This window comes from Streptomyces sp. (assembly GCF_031178505.1).
GTDB lineage: Bacteria > Actinomycetota > Actinomycetes > Streptomycetales > Streptomycetaceae > Streptomyces > Streptomyces gulbargensis.
In genome coordinates this window covers 1-17,943 of record NZ_JAPSIW010000051.1, presented here as the reverse complement: position 1 = coordinate 17,943, position 17,943 = coordinate 1, and the positions used below count along the sequence as shown (strand labels likewise).

Below are 17,943 nucleotides of genomic sequence, written 5' to 3'. Positions count from 1 at the left end.
TGGAGCTCCTCGGCGACGGCGGTGAAGGCGCGCAGCAGCCGGGGGTCGATGTCGTGCGGAGTGGCCACGCCGCATTCAACAACACAGGTGCGTGAATCACCACCGATCAGGTGTTGGACCGGGGCGGGCCGCCGGCCCGAACCTTGATCCATGCCTCATCCGGACCTCACGATCACCCCGGCGGGCCCTGCCCTCGCGCCGCGCTTCCGCGACGCGCCGCGCGCCCGCCCGCCCGGCCCGTACCGCCGTCTCTTCGCCCTCCCGGGCACCCGCGCCTTCACGGCGGGCAACCTCGTCGCCCGGTTGCCGATGGGCATGTTCGGCGTCGCCGACGTGATGATGATCTCGGCGGCGTACGACTCCTACGCGCTGGCGGGCTCGGTGACGGCCACCGGCCTCGCCGTCGGTTCGGTCACCGCCCCGCTGGTCGCCCGCCTGGTCGACCGGTACGGGCAGGCCCGGGTCGCGGTCCCGGCCACGCTGTACGCGGTCCTGGGCCACGTCCTGACGGCGCTGTGGGTGCACGAACGGGCGCCCCTGTGGGCCCTCTTCGCCACCGCCGCCCTGACCGCGACCACCCCGAACACCGGGGGCATGTCCCGGGCCCGCTGGGCGCACCTGCTGAAGGGCGACCCGGCGGCCCTGCACACGGCCAACTCCTTCGAGCAGGCCGTCGACGAGCTGTGTTTCGTGCTGGGCCCGGTCCTGGCGGCGGTGCTGTGCTCGGCGCTGTTCCCGGAGGCGGGGACGCTGGTCGCCGCCGCCCTGTTCCTGACCGGGGTGCTCCTCTTCGCGGCGCAGCGGTCCACGGAACCGCCGGTCGCCGCGCGGACGGCGGCGGGCTCGCCGGTCCGCGCGCCCGGCATGCTGCCCCTCCTCGCGGTCTTCCTCGCCACGGGCGCCGTCTTCGGGTCGATGGAGGTGGTGACGCTGGCGTTCGTGGACGGCCCGGTCGCCGGCCCCGTCCTCGCCCTCCAGGCGGCGGGCTCCTGCGCGGCGGGGCTCCTGTACGGCCGTGCCCGGCGCTCCGCCCGGCTGCGCGCCTGCCTGGCCGCGATGGCCGCCTTGATGACCCTGCCGCTGCTGGCCGCGTCGACCGGCTCGCTCCTCGCCCTGGCCGGCGGTCTCCTTGTCGCGGGCATGGCGACGGCGCCGACGATGGTGACGGGGATGGGCCTGGTCCAGCGGCTCACGCCGCCCGCGCAGCTCAACGAGGGCATGACGCTCGCCGTGACGGCCCTGCTCGCCGGCATCGCGGCGGGTTCGGCCACCGGCGGCCTCGCCGCCGACCACGCCCCGTTCGCCGCCTTCGGCTACCTCGTCCCGGCGGCAGCGGCGGCCCTGGCCCTGCTCCTGACGGCGGGACTCCGGACCGCGACGCTCACCGGTACCGCCGTGCGGGACTAGTCCGGCACCATTTCCTCGTACCACTCTCGGTCAACGGGGGATGCGATGTCGATCAGCCGGTGAAGCAAGGACCACGCTCTTTCCCTCTCATCGAGCGGGTCGACAATGACCGCACCCCTGTGCGCATCAGTTCCAGGAACGGCGATGCCGTCCCCATGTCCGCCGCCGCCTACGGACGGCCGACATGACAGAGGCCCGGCGGTCGCGTCGCGACTGCCGGGCCTCTGCCCACATGGGATGAGTGGAGATGGCGGGAATCGAACCCGCGTCCAACGGTGCGGAACCAGGGCTTCTCCGTGTGCAGTCTGGTACGAGTTTCTCGGCCCTCCGGATCACCCAGACAAGTCCGGAACGGGCTCAGTCACTGTTTGATTTCCCTCTTCACCCCGTGACCGGGATCAAGGTTTAGTTCCCTGCATGATGCCAGGATCCGGGTCGGGAACAGCCCCGGGCTGACACTTCGCAAGTCGCTACTTAGGCAGCGAGGGCGAAGGAATCGCGCTTGGTGTTGGCGATTATTGGTTTCGGCATGTGGTTAACGAGATCATTGCCGCTTCCTCGACACGCTTCCCCTGCTTCGACATCCGCTGTCGAAACCGATCATCCCCATGTTGATTTTTCAAATGCACGCACCCTCGGTGAGGTGCGTGGCCCATCGTACGTGACCAACGGCCACCCGTGCCAGCGTATTCCCGGCGTCAGCCGCCCGCGGCGAGCTTCGCCGCCCGCTCCCGGCGGCGCGCCGCCGCGATGGCCCGGCTCGCCTCGCGCGTGTCCTGCTTCTCGCGCAGCGTCTGACGCTTGTCGTACTCCTTCTTGCCCTTGGCGAGCGCGATCTCGCACTTGACCCGGCCGCCCAGGAAGTACAGCGCGAGGGGCACGATCGTGTGACCCGTCTCGGACGCCTTCTGCTCCAGCTTGTCGATCTCGGCGCGGTGCAGCAGCAGCTTGCGCTTCCGCTTCGCCGAGTGGTTGGTCCAGCTGCCCTGCGTGTACTCGGGCACATGGATGTTGTGCAGCCACGCCTCGTGGCCGTCGATCTGGACGAAGCCGTCCACCAGCGAGGCGCGGCCCATGCGCAGCGACTTCACCTCGGTGCCCATGAGGACCACACCGCACTCGTAGGTGTCGAGGATGTGGTAGTCGTGCCGCGCCTTCTTGTTCTGCGCGATGAGCTTGCGCTCCGGCCCCTTGTCCTCAGTCTTCTTCTTCGCAGGTTTGCCCTGCACGTTCACGAGTCCCTTAGCCATAGTGCGGTCATTTTCGCACTACGAGCCCCCTCCGAGGCCACTCAATACCGTGCGGGCCCGCTCCTCGGCCCGCTCCCCCGCCGTCACGTCGGGCGTGATGCCCCGGCCGTCCACCGCGTGCCCGGCGGGCGTCCGGTAGTGGCCGACGGTGAGCTCGGCGACGGAACCGTCCGGCAGGGTGGTCGGCATCTGCACCGAACCCTTGCCGAAGGTGCGCGAGCCGACGGTGACGGCCCGGCCCCGGTCCTGGAGGGCGCCCGTGAGCAGTTCGGCCGCGCTCATGGTGCCGCCGTCGATCAGCGCGACCAGGGGACGTCCGGTGTCACCGCCGCGCTCCGCGTACACGGCCCGCTGCTCGCCCTCCACGTCGTACGTGGCGACCAGGCCGCCGTCGAGGAAGGCGGAGGCGGCGACGGCGGCCTCGGAGACCAGGCCGCCGGAGTTGCCCCGCAGGTCCAGCAGGACGCCGGCACCGGACGGAGCGGCCCGTACCACCTCGCGGACCCGCGCGCCCGCCCCCTTGGTGAAGGCGGCGACCCGGATGAGGAGGGTGCCGTCGTCGTACCCGCGGACGGTGACGGGCTCGGTGGCGAGCCGGGCCCTCCTGAGGGTCTGCGTCCACGCGGTCCGGCCGCGCTCGACGCGCAGGACGACGGGCGTGCCCGGCACCCCGTCACCGCGCAGGAGGGCCACGACCTCGGAGACGGAGAGTCCGGTGACGGGGCGTCCGTCGACGGAGACGAGCCGGTCGCCCGCCCGCAGTCCGGCGCGCGCCGCCGGGCCGCCGGACTGGACCCGGGTGACCCGGACGCCGTCCCGGCCGGCGCGGCCGGCGGAGAGTCCGACGCCGGTGTACGTGCCGTCCAGGGCCCGCTCGAACTCGGCGTACTCCTTCTTGTCGTACACCGCGCCCCAGCGGTCACCGCTGCGGCTGACGAACTCCTCGGCGGCCTCGGTGCCGGACTTTCCGTCGGCCATGGCCGCGGCCGCGGCCCGGTTGAGGGCGGCGGGGTCGACCGTCGAGCCGCGCGGGGCGGGGACGGCGGGCCGCCGCTCGGCGGAGGCGGGCTCCTGCCGGGGCAGCGCGCCGGTGGCGGCCGCCGTGGCGAGGACTCCGGCGAAGACCAGCGTCAGAGCGGCCCCACGGAGTGCTCCGCGGGGCCGGGGTGAGAGAGCGTCGGTGCCGGCCGGCATGCCGCCCACTCTAGGACAAGCGAACGGCGCCGCACGGCCTTTGGCCGGACGACGCCGTTCCTCGCGAGGGGTGTTTCGTCACACCTTCAGGTACTTGCGCAGCGCGATGAAGGCCGCCACGGCGGGCATGAGGAGCCCGATGGCGAGGACGAGCGGCAGCTTGGCCAGCACGGCGTCCCAGCCGATGAAGTTGACCAGCTGCATCTTCTCTGCCAGGGCGATGCCGTGGTCGATGAGGAAGTAGCGGCCGACGAGCAGCAGCACACAGGCGACCGCGCCGCCGAGGAGACCGGCGAAGGCGGCCTCCATGATGAAGGGCATCTGGATGTAGAAGCTGGAGGCGCCGACGAGCCGCATGATGCCGGTCTCGCGGCGGCGGCTGAACGCCGAGACGCGGACGGTGTTGACGATCAGCATCAGCGCGATGATCAGCATGAGTCCCATGACGCCGAGGGCGGCGATGTTCATGCCGTTCATCAGGTCGAAGAGGTTCTGCAGGATGTTCCGCTGGTCCTGGACCGATTCCACGCCGTCCCGGCCGGCGAAGGCGGTGGCGACGACCTTGTACTTCTCCGGGTCCTTGAGCTTGACCCGGAACGACTCCTGCATCTGGTCCGGGGTGATGACGGACGCGATGGCGGTGTCGCTGTACTGCTCCTTGTAGTGCTTGAACGCCTCGTCGGCCGTCTCGTGGTGGACGGTCTCGACGATGTCCATCTTCTTCAGATCGGCCTCGATCTGGTCCTTCTGCTGCTTGGTGACCGCGCCCTTGGCGCACTTGGGCGCGGACGTCGCGTCGGTCTTGTTGCAGAGGAAGATGGAGACGTTGACCTTGTCGTACCAGTAGTCCTTCATCGTGCTGACCTGCTCGCGCATGAGCAGCGCGCCGCCGAAGAGGGCGAGCGAGAGGGCCACGGAGACGATGACGGCGAAGGTCATCGTCAGGTTGCGCCGGAGACCGACGCCGATCTCGGAGAGCACGAACTGAGCGCGCATGGTGTTCTGGTTCCCCCGCCGTCAGTGCTGGTAGCCGTAGACGCCACGGGCCTGGTCGCGGACGAGGCGGCCCTTCTCCAGCTCGATGACGCGCTTGCGCATCTGGTCGACGATGTTCTGGTCGTGGGTCGCCATGACGACGGTGGTCCCTGTCCTGTTGATGCGGTCGAGCAGCTTCATGATGCCGACGGAGGTCTGCGGGTCGAGGTTGCCGGTGGGCTCGTCGGCGATCAGCAGCATCGGGCGGTTGACGAAGGCACGGGCGATGGCCACGCGCTGCTGCTCACCGCCGGACAGCTCGCCGGGCATCCGGTCCTCCTTGCCGCCGAGGCCGACGAGGTCGAGGACCTGGGGCACGGCCTTGCGGATCTCGCCGCGCGGCTTGCCGATGACCTCCTGGGCGAAGGCCACGTTCTCGGCGACGGTCTTGTTGGGCAGCAGGCGGAAGTCCTGGAAGACGGTGCCCAGCTGGCGGCGCATGTGCGGCACCTTCCAGTTGGACAGCCGGGCGAGGTCCTTGCCGAGGACGTGCACCTGGCCTTGGCTGGCGCGCTCCTCACGCAGGAGCAGCCGCAGGAAGGTCGACTTTCCGGAGCCGGAGGAACCGACGAGGAAGACGAACTCCCCCTTCTCGATCTCCAGGGAGACGTCCCGGAGCGCGGGGCGGTTCTGCTTCGGATAGGACTTGGAGACGTTGTCGAATCGGATCACGGATGCACCACGGTCGGCCGGGGGTAGGTGAGCGTGACCTTACGCGAACGGAGATCCCCCGCGCAGTCGCGGTCCTGGCTTGCGTGCTTTATCCTTTTTCGCCCTCGGGGGCGGCCCGGCCTCGGCCGGTGGGGGCGCGCCGAAACGCCGCGGAGCTGGCACAGTGGGAGGGAACGTCCGTATCCCGTCGGGCGTTGTCCTGGTGTCTCCCTGTGCGGGAGTGTGCGGGAGGAGGAGAGCGCATGACCTATGACCGACTGGTGTGCGCCAACTGCGCGGCCCCGGTCGCCGAGGGCCGCTGCCGCGTCTGCCGCGCCAACCGGGAGCGCCTGGGCCCGCAGGGTCTGTCCCCCGCGACGCTGCTGACGCTGGCGATCGCCCTGCTGGCGGCGATCGCCCTGCTCGCGGCCGTCCGTACGGCGTAGCGGTACGGCGGACGGTGTGCGGAAGGCGCGCGCACCGGCCGGAAGTCGAACGAGGAAGCGTGTGAGGAAGGGCCGGAGAGCGATTGCTCCCCGGCCCTTCGTCATGCGTGGACGCGGGTGCGTCAGGCGGCGGTACGACCGCCGGCGACGACGCGCGGCAGCAGGCGGAAGCCGATGCCGCCCGCGATCATGGTCGCGGCGCCGATGACCAGGAAGGAGGTCTCGGCCGCGCCGGTCTCGGCGAGCTCCTCCTTGGCCTGGCCCTGCTGCACGGGCTGCGAGCCGGCGTTGTTGGTGTCGGTGTTGCTGTTGCCGGTGTCGACGCACTCGGCGCCGTCGAGGTCCACGGTGCAGGTGCCGGGCTCGTCGGAGCCGGTGCCGTTGTCCGTGCCGCCGTTGCCCGTGTCACCGGTGCTCGGGGCGGTGGGCCCGTCGGTGTCACCCGGGGCCGGGTCGGTGGTGGTGCCGGGGCCCGGCTCCTCCGTCTCGACCGGGGGCTCGCCGGTGGGCGAGTCGGTGACCGGCGGCGCGGTCGTGACCGGCGGGTTGGTGACCGGCGGCGTGGTCACCGGCGGCGCGGTGGTGACCGGCGGAGTCGTGACCGGCGGCGCGGTCGTGACCGGCGGCGTGGTCACCGGCGGCGCGGTGGTGACCGGCGGAGTCGTGACCGGCGGCGCGGTGGTGACCGGCGGAGTCGTGACCGGCGGCTCGGTGGTGACCGGCGGCGTGGTCACCGGCGGAAGGGTCACGTCACAGCCCGGCTCACCCGGGATGCAGGTCGGGATCGGCGTCGGGTTGTCCTCGCCGAAGATGTCCACGGCCTGCGCGGCACCGGCCGCCGTGAGCGACGCACCGGCCGCGATCACGGCGCCGGCGGCGACGCGCGCGACACGGATACGCATCTGCTTCGTCATCTGGCTGCTACCCCCAGTAGCTCAATTCGTCATGGGGCAGCGCTCGGGGCCCCGCGCAGCAGGGGCGGCAATCACGACTGGATCGGCCCCCGTTCACACGCGCCCCAGAATTGCGCATGCCAGTGGGTCACCCTTCCGAGTTTCCGAAGCAGCGTCAAGGTCGTTGCGCGTGCGATGCCCGAAAGATCACGACTTGCCTGCCATGGGGCGATGCAACTGTGACGTAAACCCTTAACTACGGCTCCGGCGCGGCCAGTTCCCTTGTCGACAAAGCGCCTGGTGGCGGAGTTTCCGCTTGCGCCCGCGAATCCACGCGGCCGTCACGGAGCGTCCCGGGTACGGGCCGGGGAGGGCCGGGCACGGGTCGCCGGGACGGCCCGGTACGCGACCGGGCCCCGCACCTGGTGGAGTGCGGGGCCCGGGGACGTACCGAGGGTGTTACTTCTCCTGCTGCTTGCGCCAGCGGATGCCGGCCTCGAGGAAGCCGTCGATCTCGCCGTCGAGGACGGCCTGCGGGTTGCCGACCTCGAACTCCGTCCGGAGGTCCTTGACCATCTGGTACGGGTGGAGGACGTACGAACGCATCTGGTTGCCCCAGGAGCTGCCGCCGTCGCCCTTCAGGGCGTCCATCTTCGCGCGCTCCTCCTGGCGCTGGCGCTCGAGGAGCTTGGCCTGGAGGACGTTCATGGCGCTCGCCTTGTTCTGGATCTGGGAGCGCTCGTTCTGGCAGGAGACGACGATGCCGGTCGGGAGGTGCGTGATGCGCACGGCCGAGTCGGTGGTGTTGACGCCCTGGCCGCCGGGGCCGGACGCGCGGTAGACGTCGATGCGCAGCTCGGACTCGTCGATGTCCACGTGGTCGGACTGCTCGACGACCGGGAGGATCTCCACGCCCGCGAAGGAGGTCTGGCGCCGGCCCTGGTTGTCGAAGGGCGAGATGCGGACCAGGCGGTGCGTGCCCTGCTCGACGGAGAGGGTGCCGTAGGCGTAGGGGGCCTTGACGACGAAGGTGGTCGACTTGATGCCGGCCTCCTCCGCGTACGAGGTTTCGTAGACCTCCGTCGAGTAGCCGTGGCGCTCCGCCCAGCGCAGGTACATGCGCTGGAGGCGCTCGGCGAAGTCCGAGGCGTCGACGCCGCCGGCCTCGGCACGGATGTTGACGAGGGCCTCGCGCTCGTCGTACTCGCCGGAGAGGAGCGTACGGACCTCCATCTCGTCGAGCGCCTTGCGCACGGCGGTCAGCTCGGTCTCGGCCTCGGCCCGGGTGTCCGAGTCGTCCATCTCCTCGGCGAGTTCGAAGAGCACGGCGAGGTCGTCGATGCGGTTGCGCAGCGCCTCGGTCTTGCGGACCTCGGCCTGGAGGTGCGAGAGCTTGCTCGTGATCTTCTGCGCGGCCTCCGGGTCGTCCCAGAGGGACGGGGCCGCGGCCTGCTCCTCGAGCACGGCGATGTCGGCCCTCAGCTTGTCGAGGTCCAGGACGGCCTCGATCGACGCCATGGTCGAGGAGAGGGACTTCAGTTCTTCGGATACATCGACGACTGCCACGCGTCCAGCGTAACGGCTCCCGGCCCGGAGCCCTACTACGGCCGGGACTCCTGGGACGACTGCTTCGAGTCCTGCGGCGGTGTCTGCGCGTCGCCGGAGGCCATCAGGTAGCCGCCCGCGCCCAGCGCGCCTGCGACCACGGCCGCCGCGACGGCCAGGGTGATCCGCCGCTTGCGGACGGCTCCGGCCCTGTTGCGGGCGGAGCCGGGGCGGCGGGCGCCGGCCGGGCGGGGGGCCCGGGCGGTGCCGAGGGGGCCGCCGGACAGCTCGTCGGGGGCGGGGACCCGCATGGAGGTGTGGGTGTCCCGGTGGGAGTCGGCGGAGGCGCCGGGGACCAGCGGGACGGCGGCCCGGCGCGGGCGGCCCTCGCCGGGACCGGCGCCGGCGGCCGTGGCGTAGGTGTCCTCCTCGTACGGCTCCGGGGCGGCCGGCTCGGCCCCCGGTTCGTCCACGTCCAGCGGAGGGATCCCCTTGAGCAGGGGCAGGACGTCCTTGAGGCGGGCGGCGAGCTCGGAGGCCCGCAGCCGGGAGGCGGGGGCCTTCGCCAGGCACTGCACGATCAGCTGCCACAGCTCCTCGGGGATGCCGGGCAGCGGGACGACGGTCTCGGTGACGTGGCGGCGCAGGACGGCGCCGGGGTGGCCGCCGCCGAACGGGGTGAAGCCCGCCAGCAGCTCGTACAGGACCGTGGCGAGGGCGTAGATGTCGACGGCGGCACGCGGCGGGAGACCCTCGACGATCTCCGGGGCGAGGTAGTCGGGGGTGCCGATGATGCGGGTGGCCTTGGTCCGGCCCGGGGTGTCGATCAGCTTGGCGACGCCGAAGTCGGTGAGGAGCGCGGGGTGGGCGCCGCCCGGCCCGAGCGGGCCCTCCATGTCGAGCAGGATGTTCTCCGGCTTGACGTCGCGGTGGACGACCCCGGCCGCGTGCGCCGCGGCGAGGGCGTCGGCGACGTCCGCGGCGATGGCGACGGCGGCCTCGGGGGCGAGGCGCCGCTCGCGGTCGAGGCGGGTGCGCAGGTCGGTGCCGCGCACGAGGTCCATGACGAGGGCCAGGTCGTTGCCGTCGACGACGAGGTCGCGCACCTTGACCACCCGGGGGTGGTCGAGGCCGAGCAGGGCGGTCCGCTCCTGGACGAAGCGGCCGACGAGCTCCTGGTCGGAGGCCAGGTCCTCGCGCAGCAGTTTGACGGCGACGGGACCTTCCGGTCCTTCGCCGAGCCACACCGTTCCGGCACTGCCCCGCCCGAGGATCTGGTGGGCGGTGTAGCGGCTGCCGATGTTCCGTGCCAAGACTGCTCCCTCAGCGGCTGCGGTTCGCGTCAAAGTTACGCGTCCACGGCCGCAGGACGTCACTTCCGGAGGGAAATCACCCTCCGGAAGTCGATAAATCGGCAGTATTACTGCCCCGTACCGCCGGTAGCACCCCCGCCGGAGCCCGTGCTGTCGCCGATCTTGGAGATCCAGTCGGTGACGGAGGAGATGCCGTCGCCGATGGCCTGCCAGTAGCTCTTGCCCTCGGCGATCCAGCTCTGGAGCGGGGTGAGCTCCCACACGAGCCAGCCGGCCACCACGAAGAGGACGATCATGACCAGGCAGCCCTTGAGGCAGCCGAGGCCGGGGATCCGCACCGGATTGGCGCTGCGGCGCGGCTCACGCGGCGGTCGCGGGGCGCGCGGTGCGGGGGCCTGGGGCGGCGGCTGCGGCGGAGCGTACTGCTGCTGCTGCGGGGCGTACTGCTGGGGCGGAGGCGGCGGGGGTGCGTACTGCTGCCGCTGCGGGGGCTGCTGCTGGTACGGCGCGGGGGCGGGCCGCTGCGGCGGGTACGGCTGCTGCCGCGCGGGCTGCTGCGGCTGCCGCTGGGGGCGGCGGCGCAGCGGGTCCTCGGACGGGTCGAGGTACTGGATCTGCGTCTGCTCGTTGCGGTCGCGGGCGGCACGCAGCTGGTTCTGCCAGGGGTGCGGCTCCTCGGGCCCGCCCTGCGGCGGCTGCGGCGGCACGGGCGGCATGACCGCGGTCGGGTCGGCGGCGCCGCCGTGCCCTCCCTGGCCGTGACCGCCCTGGCCCGCGGGACCGGTGGAGGGCAGGACCGCGGTCGCGTCGGCCGCGCCGGGCGGCGGGCTCGTCGGCATGACGCCGGTGGGCGCCGCCGGGTCGTACTGCGCGGCACCGGCGCCGCTGGGCAGCACCTGCGTGGGGTCCGCGGCCCCCGGCGCCTCGGTCACCGGCACCGGCGCGGGCGCCGGGTCCGGGGCGAGGAGCGCGCCGACGCCCTCGGCGGCCTCGATCTGCGCGGGCGAGGCGTGCACGCCGATGCCGGCGGCGACCGTGCGCAGGCCGCGTGCCAGGTTGACCGCGCTGGGCCGCAGGTCGGGGTTCTTGCTGAGGCAGCGCTCGATGACCGTCCACAGGGGGCCGGGGACGGTGGAGGGGCGGCGGGGCTCCTCGCTGAGGTGCCGGTGCAGGACCTCGAGCGCGGTGCCTCCGGCGAACGGAGGCCGGCCGGTGACCAGCTCGTAGAGCAGGATGCCCGCGCCGTAGATGTCGACGGCGGAGGTCTGCGGCCGGCCCTCGGCCGATTCCGGCGCCACGTACGCGGGCGTGCCGACGAACTCGTGGGTGCGGGTGAGGCCGGGCGAGTCGGCGAGGCGCGCGATGCCGAAGTCGGTGAGCATCGGGTGCATGCCGCCGTCCCGCTCGGCGAGCAGCACGTTGGCCGGCTTGAGGTCGCGGTGGACGACGCCGTCGGCGTGGCTGGCGGCGAGCGCGTCGGCGATCTGGGCCGTCAGGAGGGCGGCGGCCACGGGGGTGAGCGGCCCGTTCTCCCGGATGTACCGGTGCAGGTCGGGTCCTTCGACGAGGTCCATGACCAGCGCCAGGACGTCGCCCTCGACCACCAGGTCGCGGGTCCGCACGATGTTGGGGTGGGTGAGCCGGAGCAGCACGGACCGCTCGCGCAGGAAGCGCATCACGATGTCCGCGTCGTTGGCCAGCTCCTCCTTGAGGACCTTGATCGCGACGGTCTCCCCGGGCTGGCCGGGGACGGCCGCCTCGGCGCCCGCCGTCTCCCTCTGGCGGGCTCGCCAGACGGTGCCCGTGGCGCCGCGGCCGAGCGGCTCCTCGAGCAGGTACTTGCTGCCGATAGGCCGCACGTCACGCGCTCCCTGCTGATCGTGGTCCTGGGGTCGGTCTGCTGGTCCCCGGGGTCCTTGTGTCTGTTGTGACCCGTCCGGGTGTCCGACCCACTTTAGTGCCGCCGAACGGGCCACCGGCCGGTTGTCCACAGCCGGTTTCCGTTCACCCCTCCGACTCGCCTCCGACTCCGGACGGATCCGGACGGTCCGGGACGGTTCCGGCGTCCGGCGGGTTCCGTCCGGGGGACACCGGGCGGACACCCGGCCCGGGGTCCGCCCGGGGGGTCCTGACGTCCGAAACGGTGCCCGGACTTGTCCGGAAGAAGACGCTCCAGGAGCCCCGACGGTTGCCGGGCCTTGTGCGCGGCCGCACGCGGGCAGGCGATTTTCCGGCCACCATTGATCGTTCAAGATCACTTATGGGTGACCCGGGGGCGGGTTGTCGGCGGCAGGTGCGAGGATGCCTCCAGCACGTCGCATCGGTGGGGTCGGGAGCCCCCGCGCCGTGCCGACCTGTACCGGGCGACGCGTCCGTGCCGGGTGGGGGGAGGGACGGGGCGGTTCCCCCTGCCGGGCATCTCGCGCAGAAGGGACCGCTGACGGCGATGCAGATCCGGCTGACCGTCCTCGCGCCGCACGCCGGCCACGGCGCCGGGCGCGCGTGCGACGTGCTCGTCACCGCCCCGTCCGGGACGGCGCTCGCCGCCGTGACCTCCGGCCTGGCCGCCGCCGTCACCGGCCCCGACACGCCCGCGTCGGGCACGGTCGTGCTGTACGCGGGCGGGGAGCGGCTCGACGCCCGCCGCTGCGTCCTCGGCGAGCCCCCGCTCGTGGACGGCGCCGTCCTCTCGCTCCAGGCCCCGGGCCCGGACGACCGGGTGGACGCTGCCGTCGCCGCGCGCCTGCACGTGGTGGCCGGTCCCGACGCCGGCGGGGTCCACCTGCTGCACGGCGGCCCCATCAGGATCGGCCGTTCCGTCGACGCCGACGTGCCGCTGGACGACCCCGACGTCTCCCGCGCCCACTGCACGGTCACCGTCGGCGAGGACGGCCGGGTGACCGTCGCCGATCTCGGCTCCACCAACGGCACCACGCTCGACGGTGTGCCCGTCGGACCGCGCCCGGTCCGGCTGCGCCCCGGCGCCCAGCTGCGTCTCGGCGAATCCGCCCTCCGCCTCACCGGACCGGGCGAGGACCCGGCCGGTACGGAGACACGGGCGACCACGCCCGACGGCGAGGGCCATCTGCGGCTCGCCCCCGGGCCCGCCGGGGTCCCCGCCGATCCCCACGGCGGCAGCGGCGGTCCCTGGCCGGGCCCCGGCGGACAGGCGGCGCCCGCCGCCCCGCCCTCGGCCGGTGCCACGCACGGCGGCGCACGGGGCATCGGGCTCGCGGAGCCGTACGAGGACGTCCCCGGGCACGCGCGCGAGGAGGGGTCCTCCGAGGACGCGGCCCACGGCGGCCGGCAGGCCCGGCGCCGTACCGACGCGCCGGCCTCCGCCGGGCGCCCGGCCGCACGCCGGGGACTCGGCGCCTGGGCGCGCCGCCTGGCCGGCGGCCGTGACGAGGCGGCGCCCGCCACCGCCGGCTCCCCGCCGGACGGGCACGCCCCGGACGGGCGGACCGGGCCGGACGCCTCCGGCCGCCTGCCCGTCGCCGACACCTGGCCGGACCCGTCGGCCGTTCTCCTCACCGCGCTCGGCCCGGGCCCCCGGCTCTGGGAGCGCGACCGGCACCACGCCGAGGCCCTCGTCGTACGCCTGGGCACCACCGACCGGGCCGAGCTGTCCGGGGTACCGGTCACCATCGGTCTGCGCGAGGCCGGTTCCCTCGGCCTGGCCGGTCCCGCCGACCGGCTCGCCGGGCTCGCCCGCTCCGTGGTGGCCCAGCTCGCCGCGCTGCACTCCCCCGCCGACCTGGAGATCGTCCTGATCAGCGCCGACCGGAACCGCTCCCTGGAGGAGCGGCGGCGCGCCTGGGGCTGGCTCGGCTGGCTTCCGCACGTCCGCCCGGCACACGGCCAGGACTGCCGGCTGCTCCTCGCGTACGACCGCGAGCAGGCCGAGGCCCGTACGGCGGAGCTCACCCGGCGCCTGGACGACGGGCCGCTCGGGCCCGGCTGGCCCAGTGCCGACCGCACGGCCGTCGCCGAGGCCGCCGCCCGGTACGACGGGCCCGCGACGGTCGTGGTCGTCGACGGCGACCCCGGTTCCTCCGCGCTCCGCGAGACGGTCGCCCGGCTCGCCGGGGCCGGTGCGGCGGCCGGCATCCATCTGATCTGCCTCGCCGAGGCGCCCTCCGCGTCGCCCGTGTCCCCCGTGGCCGCCACGTACGAGACGGCCTGCGCGGCGTCCCTCGCCTTCCGCGAGTGCGGGGCCGCCGTCCTGCTCAGCGGGGACGTGGCCACGGCGCTGCGGCTGCTGCGCACCTCGGGCGGGCGGGTCGCCGGTCACGGCACGGTCGGGGTGGTCGACGCGGTGTCCGTCGCCTGGGCGGAGCGGTTCGGGCGCGCGCTCGCCCCCTTGCGTACGGACGCGGCCGCGACGACGAACGGCCGGGCCGCCGCGCTGCCGCCCTCCGCGCGGCTCCTCGACGAGCTCGGGCTCGCCCGGGCCACCCCCGCGTCGCTCATGGCCCGCTGGGCATCCGCCGGCGAGGGCACCGCCGTCCTCGGCGCGGGCCCGCGCGGACCGCTCTCACTGGACCTCACGCAGGAGGGCCCGCACCTCCTCATCGAGGGCCCGCCCGGCTGCGGTCGCACGGAGCTGCTCCGCTCGATCGCCGCCTCTCTGGCCGCCTCCGCCCGTCCCGACCGGCTCGGCCTGTTCCTCGTCGACGGCGCGGGCGGTGAGCGCGGCGAGGGCCTCGCGGCCTGTACGGAGCTGCCGCACGTCACCGAGCACCTGGTGGCCTCGGATCCCGTGCGGATGCGGGAGTTCGCGCAGGCACTGGGGGCGGAGCTGAAGCGGCGGGCGGAGATCCTCGGCGACGGCGGCTTCGCCGAACGCCGGACCGCCCGGGCGATGGTCGGCCAGCGCGGCCCGAGCGCTGCCGAATCGGTCCCCCAGGGCGCCCGTGCGACCGTGCGCGTCCCCGACCCCACGGACCTCCCCGACCGGCCCAGCGGCCGCACCCTGCGCACGGGTGACGGCCCGGTCGGCTCCCTCCCGTCCCCCCGCCACGGCGACGCCCCGGGCCGCGTCCCCTCCCGGGACACCGACCCGGTGCCGGGCCGCCGGCCGTACCCGGCCGCGGCCCCCCTGGAAGGCCGCGCGAGCGGCCGGACCCCGTACCCGGGAACGGATCAGCTCTCCGGCCGGACCGGCGGGCGTGCCCCGTACCCCGGCACGGAACGTGCCGACAGCCGGGCCACCGCGCGGGCTCCTTACACCGACGAGCTCGACACGCGCGGCAGCGGACGCGTGAGCCGGCCCGGCGACGCCGACCTGTCCAGCCGACCGAGCGGCCGCATGCCGTACCCGGGCCCGGACCAGGTGGACAGCCGACCGAGCGGCCGCACGCCGTACCCCGCTACCGACCACGGCGACAACCGCACCGACGGCCGCGCCCCCTGCCCCGGTGCCGACGAGCTCGACGCGCGCGGCGGCGGACGCGTGAGCCGACCCGGCGACGCCGACCTGTCCAGCCGACCGAGCGGCCGCACGCCCTACCCCGGTGCCGACGAATTCGACGCGCGCGGCAGCGGACGCGTGGCCTCTTCGGCCGGTCGTGACCTCGATCCGCGGCCCGGCGGCCGGGGGCACCGGGCCGGGGACGGGACGCCGCCCGAGCGGGTCGGCGGGCGGACGCTCCGGGTCGGGGACGACGACGTGGACGGGCGGGCCGCGGGCCGCGGGGCGCGGGGGGCCGTGGACGGTTTCCTGGGCGAGACGCCCAGTGGGCGGCTGCCGCGCCGCAGCGGCGGGCTCGACGCCCCGTCGAGCGGGCGGACCCTTCGCGGCGCCGGGGAGCCCGTGATCCCGCGCCCGGCGGGCCCCGAGTCGCCCCGTACCTCCTCGGTGCAGGCCCAGGCCCAGGCCGCTCCGGAACAGGCGCAGGCACCGGCGGGCCCGCTGCCGCGCCTCGTCGTCCTCGTGGACGACTTCGACGCCCTGGTCGCACCGGCGCTCGGCGCGCCCGGCCGCCCCGCGGCGGGTTCCGTCGTACGGGCGCTGGAGGCCGTGGCCCGGAGCGGCGAGCGCCTCGGCGTGCACCTCGTCGTGACCTCCGCCCGCCCCGACCGGACCGCCGACACGGAGCTGGCCCACGGCGCCCGGCTGCGGATCGTGCTCGACCCGCCGCCGGCGGCGCCCGGTCCGGACGTCCCGGCGCCCGGGCGGGGCCGCCTCGGGCACCCCGACGGCCGGGTGACCCCGTTCCAGACGGGCCGGGTGACGGGACGGATCCCGCGTACGGCGACGCTCCGCCCGACCGTCGTCCCGCTGGAGTGGGAGCGGATGGGCGATCCGCCGGCCCGGCGCCCGGTCCGCGAGCTGGGCAACGGCCCGACGGACCTGGCCCTCCTGGCGAGCGCGCTGGAACGGGCGGCGCGCTCGGTGGAGGCCGCGCCCGTACCGCCCCTCACGCACGCGTGATCCGGCCGGGCACCGGCGGCCCGGCCCCCGCCGGGCCCGCCGCCCCGCCGGCCTGACGTCACGTCACGAGCCAATCACGATCACCCGCGAGACCCCGAAGGCGGTATTGCGGGCTCCGGCGCCCCGGCGTAGACCTGTCGGCACGTACAGCGACGCGCACGACAGAGACGGGGCAGCAATGCGTACAACTCTTCGTCCACGCACACGATTCGGCACGCTCACGGCCCTCACGGCCGTCACCGCGCTCGTCCTCACCGCCTGCGGCGGCGAGAAGTCGACGGATGCGGGCCCGAGCGCGGGCCCCACCGGGGCCTTACCGCTGAAGGGCGAGAGGATCGAGGTGGCGGCCGTCTGGACGGGCCCCGAGCAGGAGAACTTCTCCAAGGTGCTGAAGGAGTTCGAGAAGCGGACGGGGGCGACCGTCACCTTCGTGCCCGCCCAGGACCCCATCGTGAACTTCCTCGGGACGAAGATCGCCGGTGGTTCTCCGCCGGACGTGGCGATGCTGCCGCAGGTCGGCGCCATCCGGCAGGCCGCGGCCCAGAAGTGGATCAAGCCGGTGGGCCCGGAGGCCCGGCGGGCCCTCGACGCGAACTACTCGCGTGGCTGGCGGGAGCTGGGCGCGGTGGACGGCACCCCGTACGGGGTGTACTTCAAGGCCGCCAACAAGTCCTTGATCTGGTACAACACCGCGGCCTTCGACAACGCGGGCGCCACCGAGCCGAAGACGTGGAAGGAGTTCCTGTCCACGGCCGAGACGATCTCGGCCTCCGGCGTCACCCCGGTCTCGGTCGGCGGCGCGGACGGCTGGACGCTCACCGACTGGTTCGAGAACGTCTACCTCTCGCAGGCGGGCCCGGAGAAGTACGACCAGCTGGCCAAGCACGAGATCAAGTGGACCGATCCGTCCGTCGCCGCCGCCCTGAAGACGCTCGCCGAGCTGTTCGGCCGCCCGGAGCTGCTCGCGGGCGGGACGAGCGGGGCGCTCCAGACCGAGTACCCGGCGTCGGTGACGCAGACGTTCACGGGCGGCGACCGGCCGAAGGGGGCGATGGTCTTCGAGGGGGACTTCGCCGCCGTCAACATCGCGCAGACCGAGGCGAAGATCGGTACGGACGCGAAGGTCTTCCCGTTCCCGGCGGTCGGCTCGGGCGCGGCGCCCGTGGTGACGGCCGGCGACGCGGCCGTGGCCCTGAAGGACACCAAGGGGGCGCAGGCCCTGCTGGCGTTCCTGGCCTCGCCGGACGCGGCGCGGATCTGGGCGGCCGAGGGCGGTTTCCTCTCGCCCAACAAGAACCTGGACCCGGCCGCGTACCCGAACGACGTCCAGCGGGAGATCGCGAAGGCGCTGATCGGGGCCGGTGACGACTTCCGCTTCGACATGTCGGACCAGATGCCGCAGTCGTTCGGCGGCACTCCCGGGAAGGGCGAGTGGAAGGCGCTCCAGGACTTCCTGAAGAACCCGAGGGACATCGCGGGGACCCAGGCGCGCCTGGAGGCCGAGGCGGCGAAGGCGTACCGGGCCACGGCCCCGCAGAGCTGAGGCGCGGGCCATGGCACGCGTGAACGGCGGCCGGCGCGGGAGCACCACCGTCGCGGCGGTGTTCCTGCTGCCCGCCGTCCTGCTCCTCGGCGCGCTCGTCGTCTACCCGATCGGGTACTCCCTCCAGCGGTCGTTCTTCGACCGCTCCGGTGGGGTCTTCGTCGGTCTGGACAACTACGTGGCCCTCGTCACCGACGAGTCGCGGGGGGGGGGGGGGCCCCCCAAACCAG

Annotated in this window: 12 protein-coding genes, 1 other RNA gene and 1 pseudogene; 5 read left to right on the top strand and 9 right to left on the bottom strand. The window is 73.9% G+C overall.

Translation table 11 applies throughout. From position 1 onward, the window contains the following. Positions 1-150 precede the first annotated feature (150 nt). Positions 151-1,407, top strand: a complete 1,257-nt coding sequence (locus RIF68_RS06840) for an MFS transporter (protein ID WP_309050228.1) — start codon at positions 151-153, stop codon at positions 1,405-1,407. A gap of 239 nt (positions 1,408-1,646) precedes the next feature. Here RIF68_RS06840 and ssrA read toward each other — a convergent pair. From ssrA to ftsE, 5 genes are all read right to left on the bottom strand, one after another. Beyond that, positions 1,647-2,015, bottom strand: a transfer-messenger RNA (tmRNA) gene (ssrA, locus tag RIF68_RS06835). A 90-nt stretch (positions 2,016-2,105) separates the two neighbouring features. Then, positions 2,106-2,657 carry an SsrA-binding protein SmpB gene (smpB, locus tag RIF68_RS06830; RefSeq protein ID WP_309050227.1) on the bottom strand — a complete coding sequence of 184 codons (552 nt, stop codon included), beginning with the start codon at positions 2,655-2,657 and terminating at the stop codon, positions 2,106-2,108. 18 nt (positions 2,658-2,675) lie between these two features. Further along, on the bottom strand, positions 2,676-3,851 hold the full coding sequence (locus RIF68_RS06825) for a S41 family peptidase (protein ID WP_309050226.1): 1,176 nt from the start codon (positions 3,849-3,851) through the stop codon (positions 2,676-2,678). Positions 3,852-3,929: 78 nt separating this feature from the next. After that, a complete protein-coding gene (ftsX, locus tag RIF68_RS06820; RefSeq protein ID WP_309050225.1) occupies positions 3,930-4,847 on the bottom strand; it encodes a permease-like cell division protein FtsX in 918 nt (305 codons plus the stop codon). Positions 4,848-4,868: 21 nt separating this feature from the next. Beyond that, positions 4,869-5,558, bottom strand: coding sequence for a cell division ATP-binding protein FtsE (gene ftsE, locus RIF68_RS06815; protein ID WP_030223113.1), 690 nt, complete (start codon positions 5,556-5,558; stop codon positions 4,869-4,871). 242 nt (positions 5,559-5,800) lie between these two features. Here ftsE and RIF68_RS06810 point away from each other — a divergent pair, with 242 nt between their 5' ends. Then, positions 5,801-5,983 (top strand): hypothetical protein, encoded by a 183-nt coding sequence (locus RIF68_RS06810; protein WP_309050224.1) that lies wholly within the window; start codon positions 5,801-5,803, stop codon positions 5,981-5,983. Positions 5,984-6,105: 122 nt separating this feature from the next. Here RIF68_RS06810 and RIF68_RS06805 read toward each other — a convergent pair whose 3' ends face one another. From RIF68_RS06805 to RIF68_RS06790, 4 genes are all read right to left on the bottom strand, one after another. Next, complete coding sequence (locus RIF68_RS06805) at positions 6,106-6,897, bottom strand: LPXTG cell wall anchor domain-containing protein (protein WP_309050223.1); 792 nt, start codon at positions 6,895-6,897, stop codon at positions 6,106-6,108. 438 nt (positions 6,898-7,335) lie between these two features. Beyond that, positions 7,336-8,442, bottom strand: a complete 1,107-nt coding sequence (prfB, locus tag RIF68_RS06800) for a peptide chain release factor 2 (RefSeq protein WP_309050222.1) — start codon at positions 8,440-8,442, stop codon at positions 7,336-7,338. 35 nt (positions 8,443-8,477) lie between these two features. Next, a complete protein-coding gene (locus tag RIF68_RS06795) occupies positions 8,478-9,734 on the bottom strand; it encodes a serine/threonine-protein kinase (RefSeq protein WP_309050221.1) in 1,257 nt (418 codons plus the stop codon). 107 nt (positions 9,735-9,841) lie between these two features. Continuing rightward, positions 9,842-11,593: a serine/threonine-protein kinase gene (locus RIF68_RS06790; protein WP_309050220.1), complete on the bottom strand. Its 1,752-nt coding sequence runs from the start codon at positions 11,591-11,593 to the stop codon at positions 9,842-9,844. A 587-nt stretch (positions 11,594-12,180) separates the two neighbouring features. Here RIF68_RS06790 and RIF68_RS06785 point away from each other — a divergent pair. The 3 genes and pseudogenes from RIF68_RS06785 to RIF68_RS06775 all read left to right on the top strand — a co-directional run. Continuing rightward, on the top strand, positions 12,181-16,170 hold the full coding sequence (locus tag RIF68_RS06785) for an FHA domain-containing protein (RefSeq protein WP_309050219.1): 3,990 nt from the start codon (positions 12,181-12,183) through the stop codon (positions 16,168-16,170). A gap of 178 nt (positions 16,171-16,348) precedes the next feature. Then, positions 16,349-17,713, top strand: a complete 1,365-nt coding sequence (locus RIF68_RS06780; RefSeq protein ID WP_309050218.1) for an ABC transporter substrate-binding protein — start codon at positions 16,349-16,351, stop codon at positions 17,711-17,713. Positions 17,714-17,723: 10 nt separating this feature from the next. Further along, positions 17,724-17,943, top strand: a pseudogene (locus tag RIF68_RS06775) (hypothetical protein); the annotation flags it as partial.

What these genes read in the sequence shown, in the direction of transcription:
- RIF68_RS06810 (WP_309050224.1), top strand. Translation starts at nt 5,801, where the DNA reads ATGACCTATGACCGACTGGTGTGCGCCAACTGCGCGGCCCCGGTCGCC.
- RIF68_RS06840 (WP_309050228.1), top strand. Translation starts at nt 151, where the DNA reads ATGCCTCATCCGGACCTCACGATCACCCCGGCGGGCCCTGCCCTCGCG.
- smpB (WP_309050227.1), bottom strand. Translation starts at nt 2,657, where the DNA reads ATGGCTAAGGGACTCGTGAACGTGCAGGGCAAACCTGCGAAGAAGAAG.
- RIF68_RS06780 (WP_309050218.1), top strand. Translation starts at nt 16,349, where the DNA reads ATGCGTACAACTCTTCGTCCACGCACACGATTCGGCACGCTCACGGCC.
- RIF68_RS06805 (WP_309050223.1), bottom strand. Translation starts at nt 6,897, where the DNA reads ATGACGAAGCAGATGCGTATCCGTGTCGCGCGCGTCGCCGCCGGCGCC.
- RIF68_RS06785 (WP_309050219.1), top strand. Translation starts at nt 12,181, where the DNA reads ATGCAGATCCGGCTGACCGTCCTCGCGCCGCACGCCGGCCACGGCGCC.
- RIF68_RS06825 (WP_309050226.1), bottom strand. Translation starts at nt 3,851, where the DNA reads ATGCCGGCCGGCACCGACGCTCTCTCACCCCGGCCCCGCGGAGCACTC.
- ftsX (WP_309050225.1), bottom strand. Translation starts at nt 4,847, where the DNA reads ATGCGCGCTCAGTTCGTGCTCTCCGAGATCGGCGTCGGTCTCCGGCGC.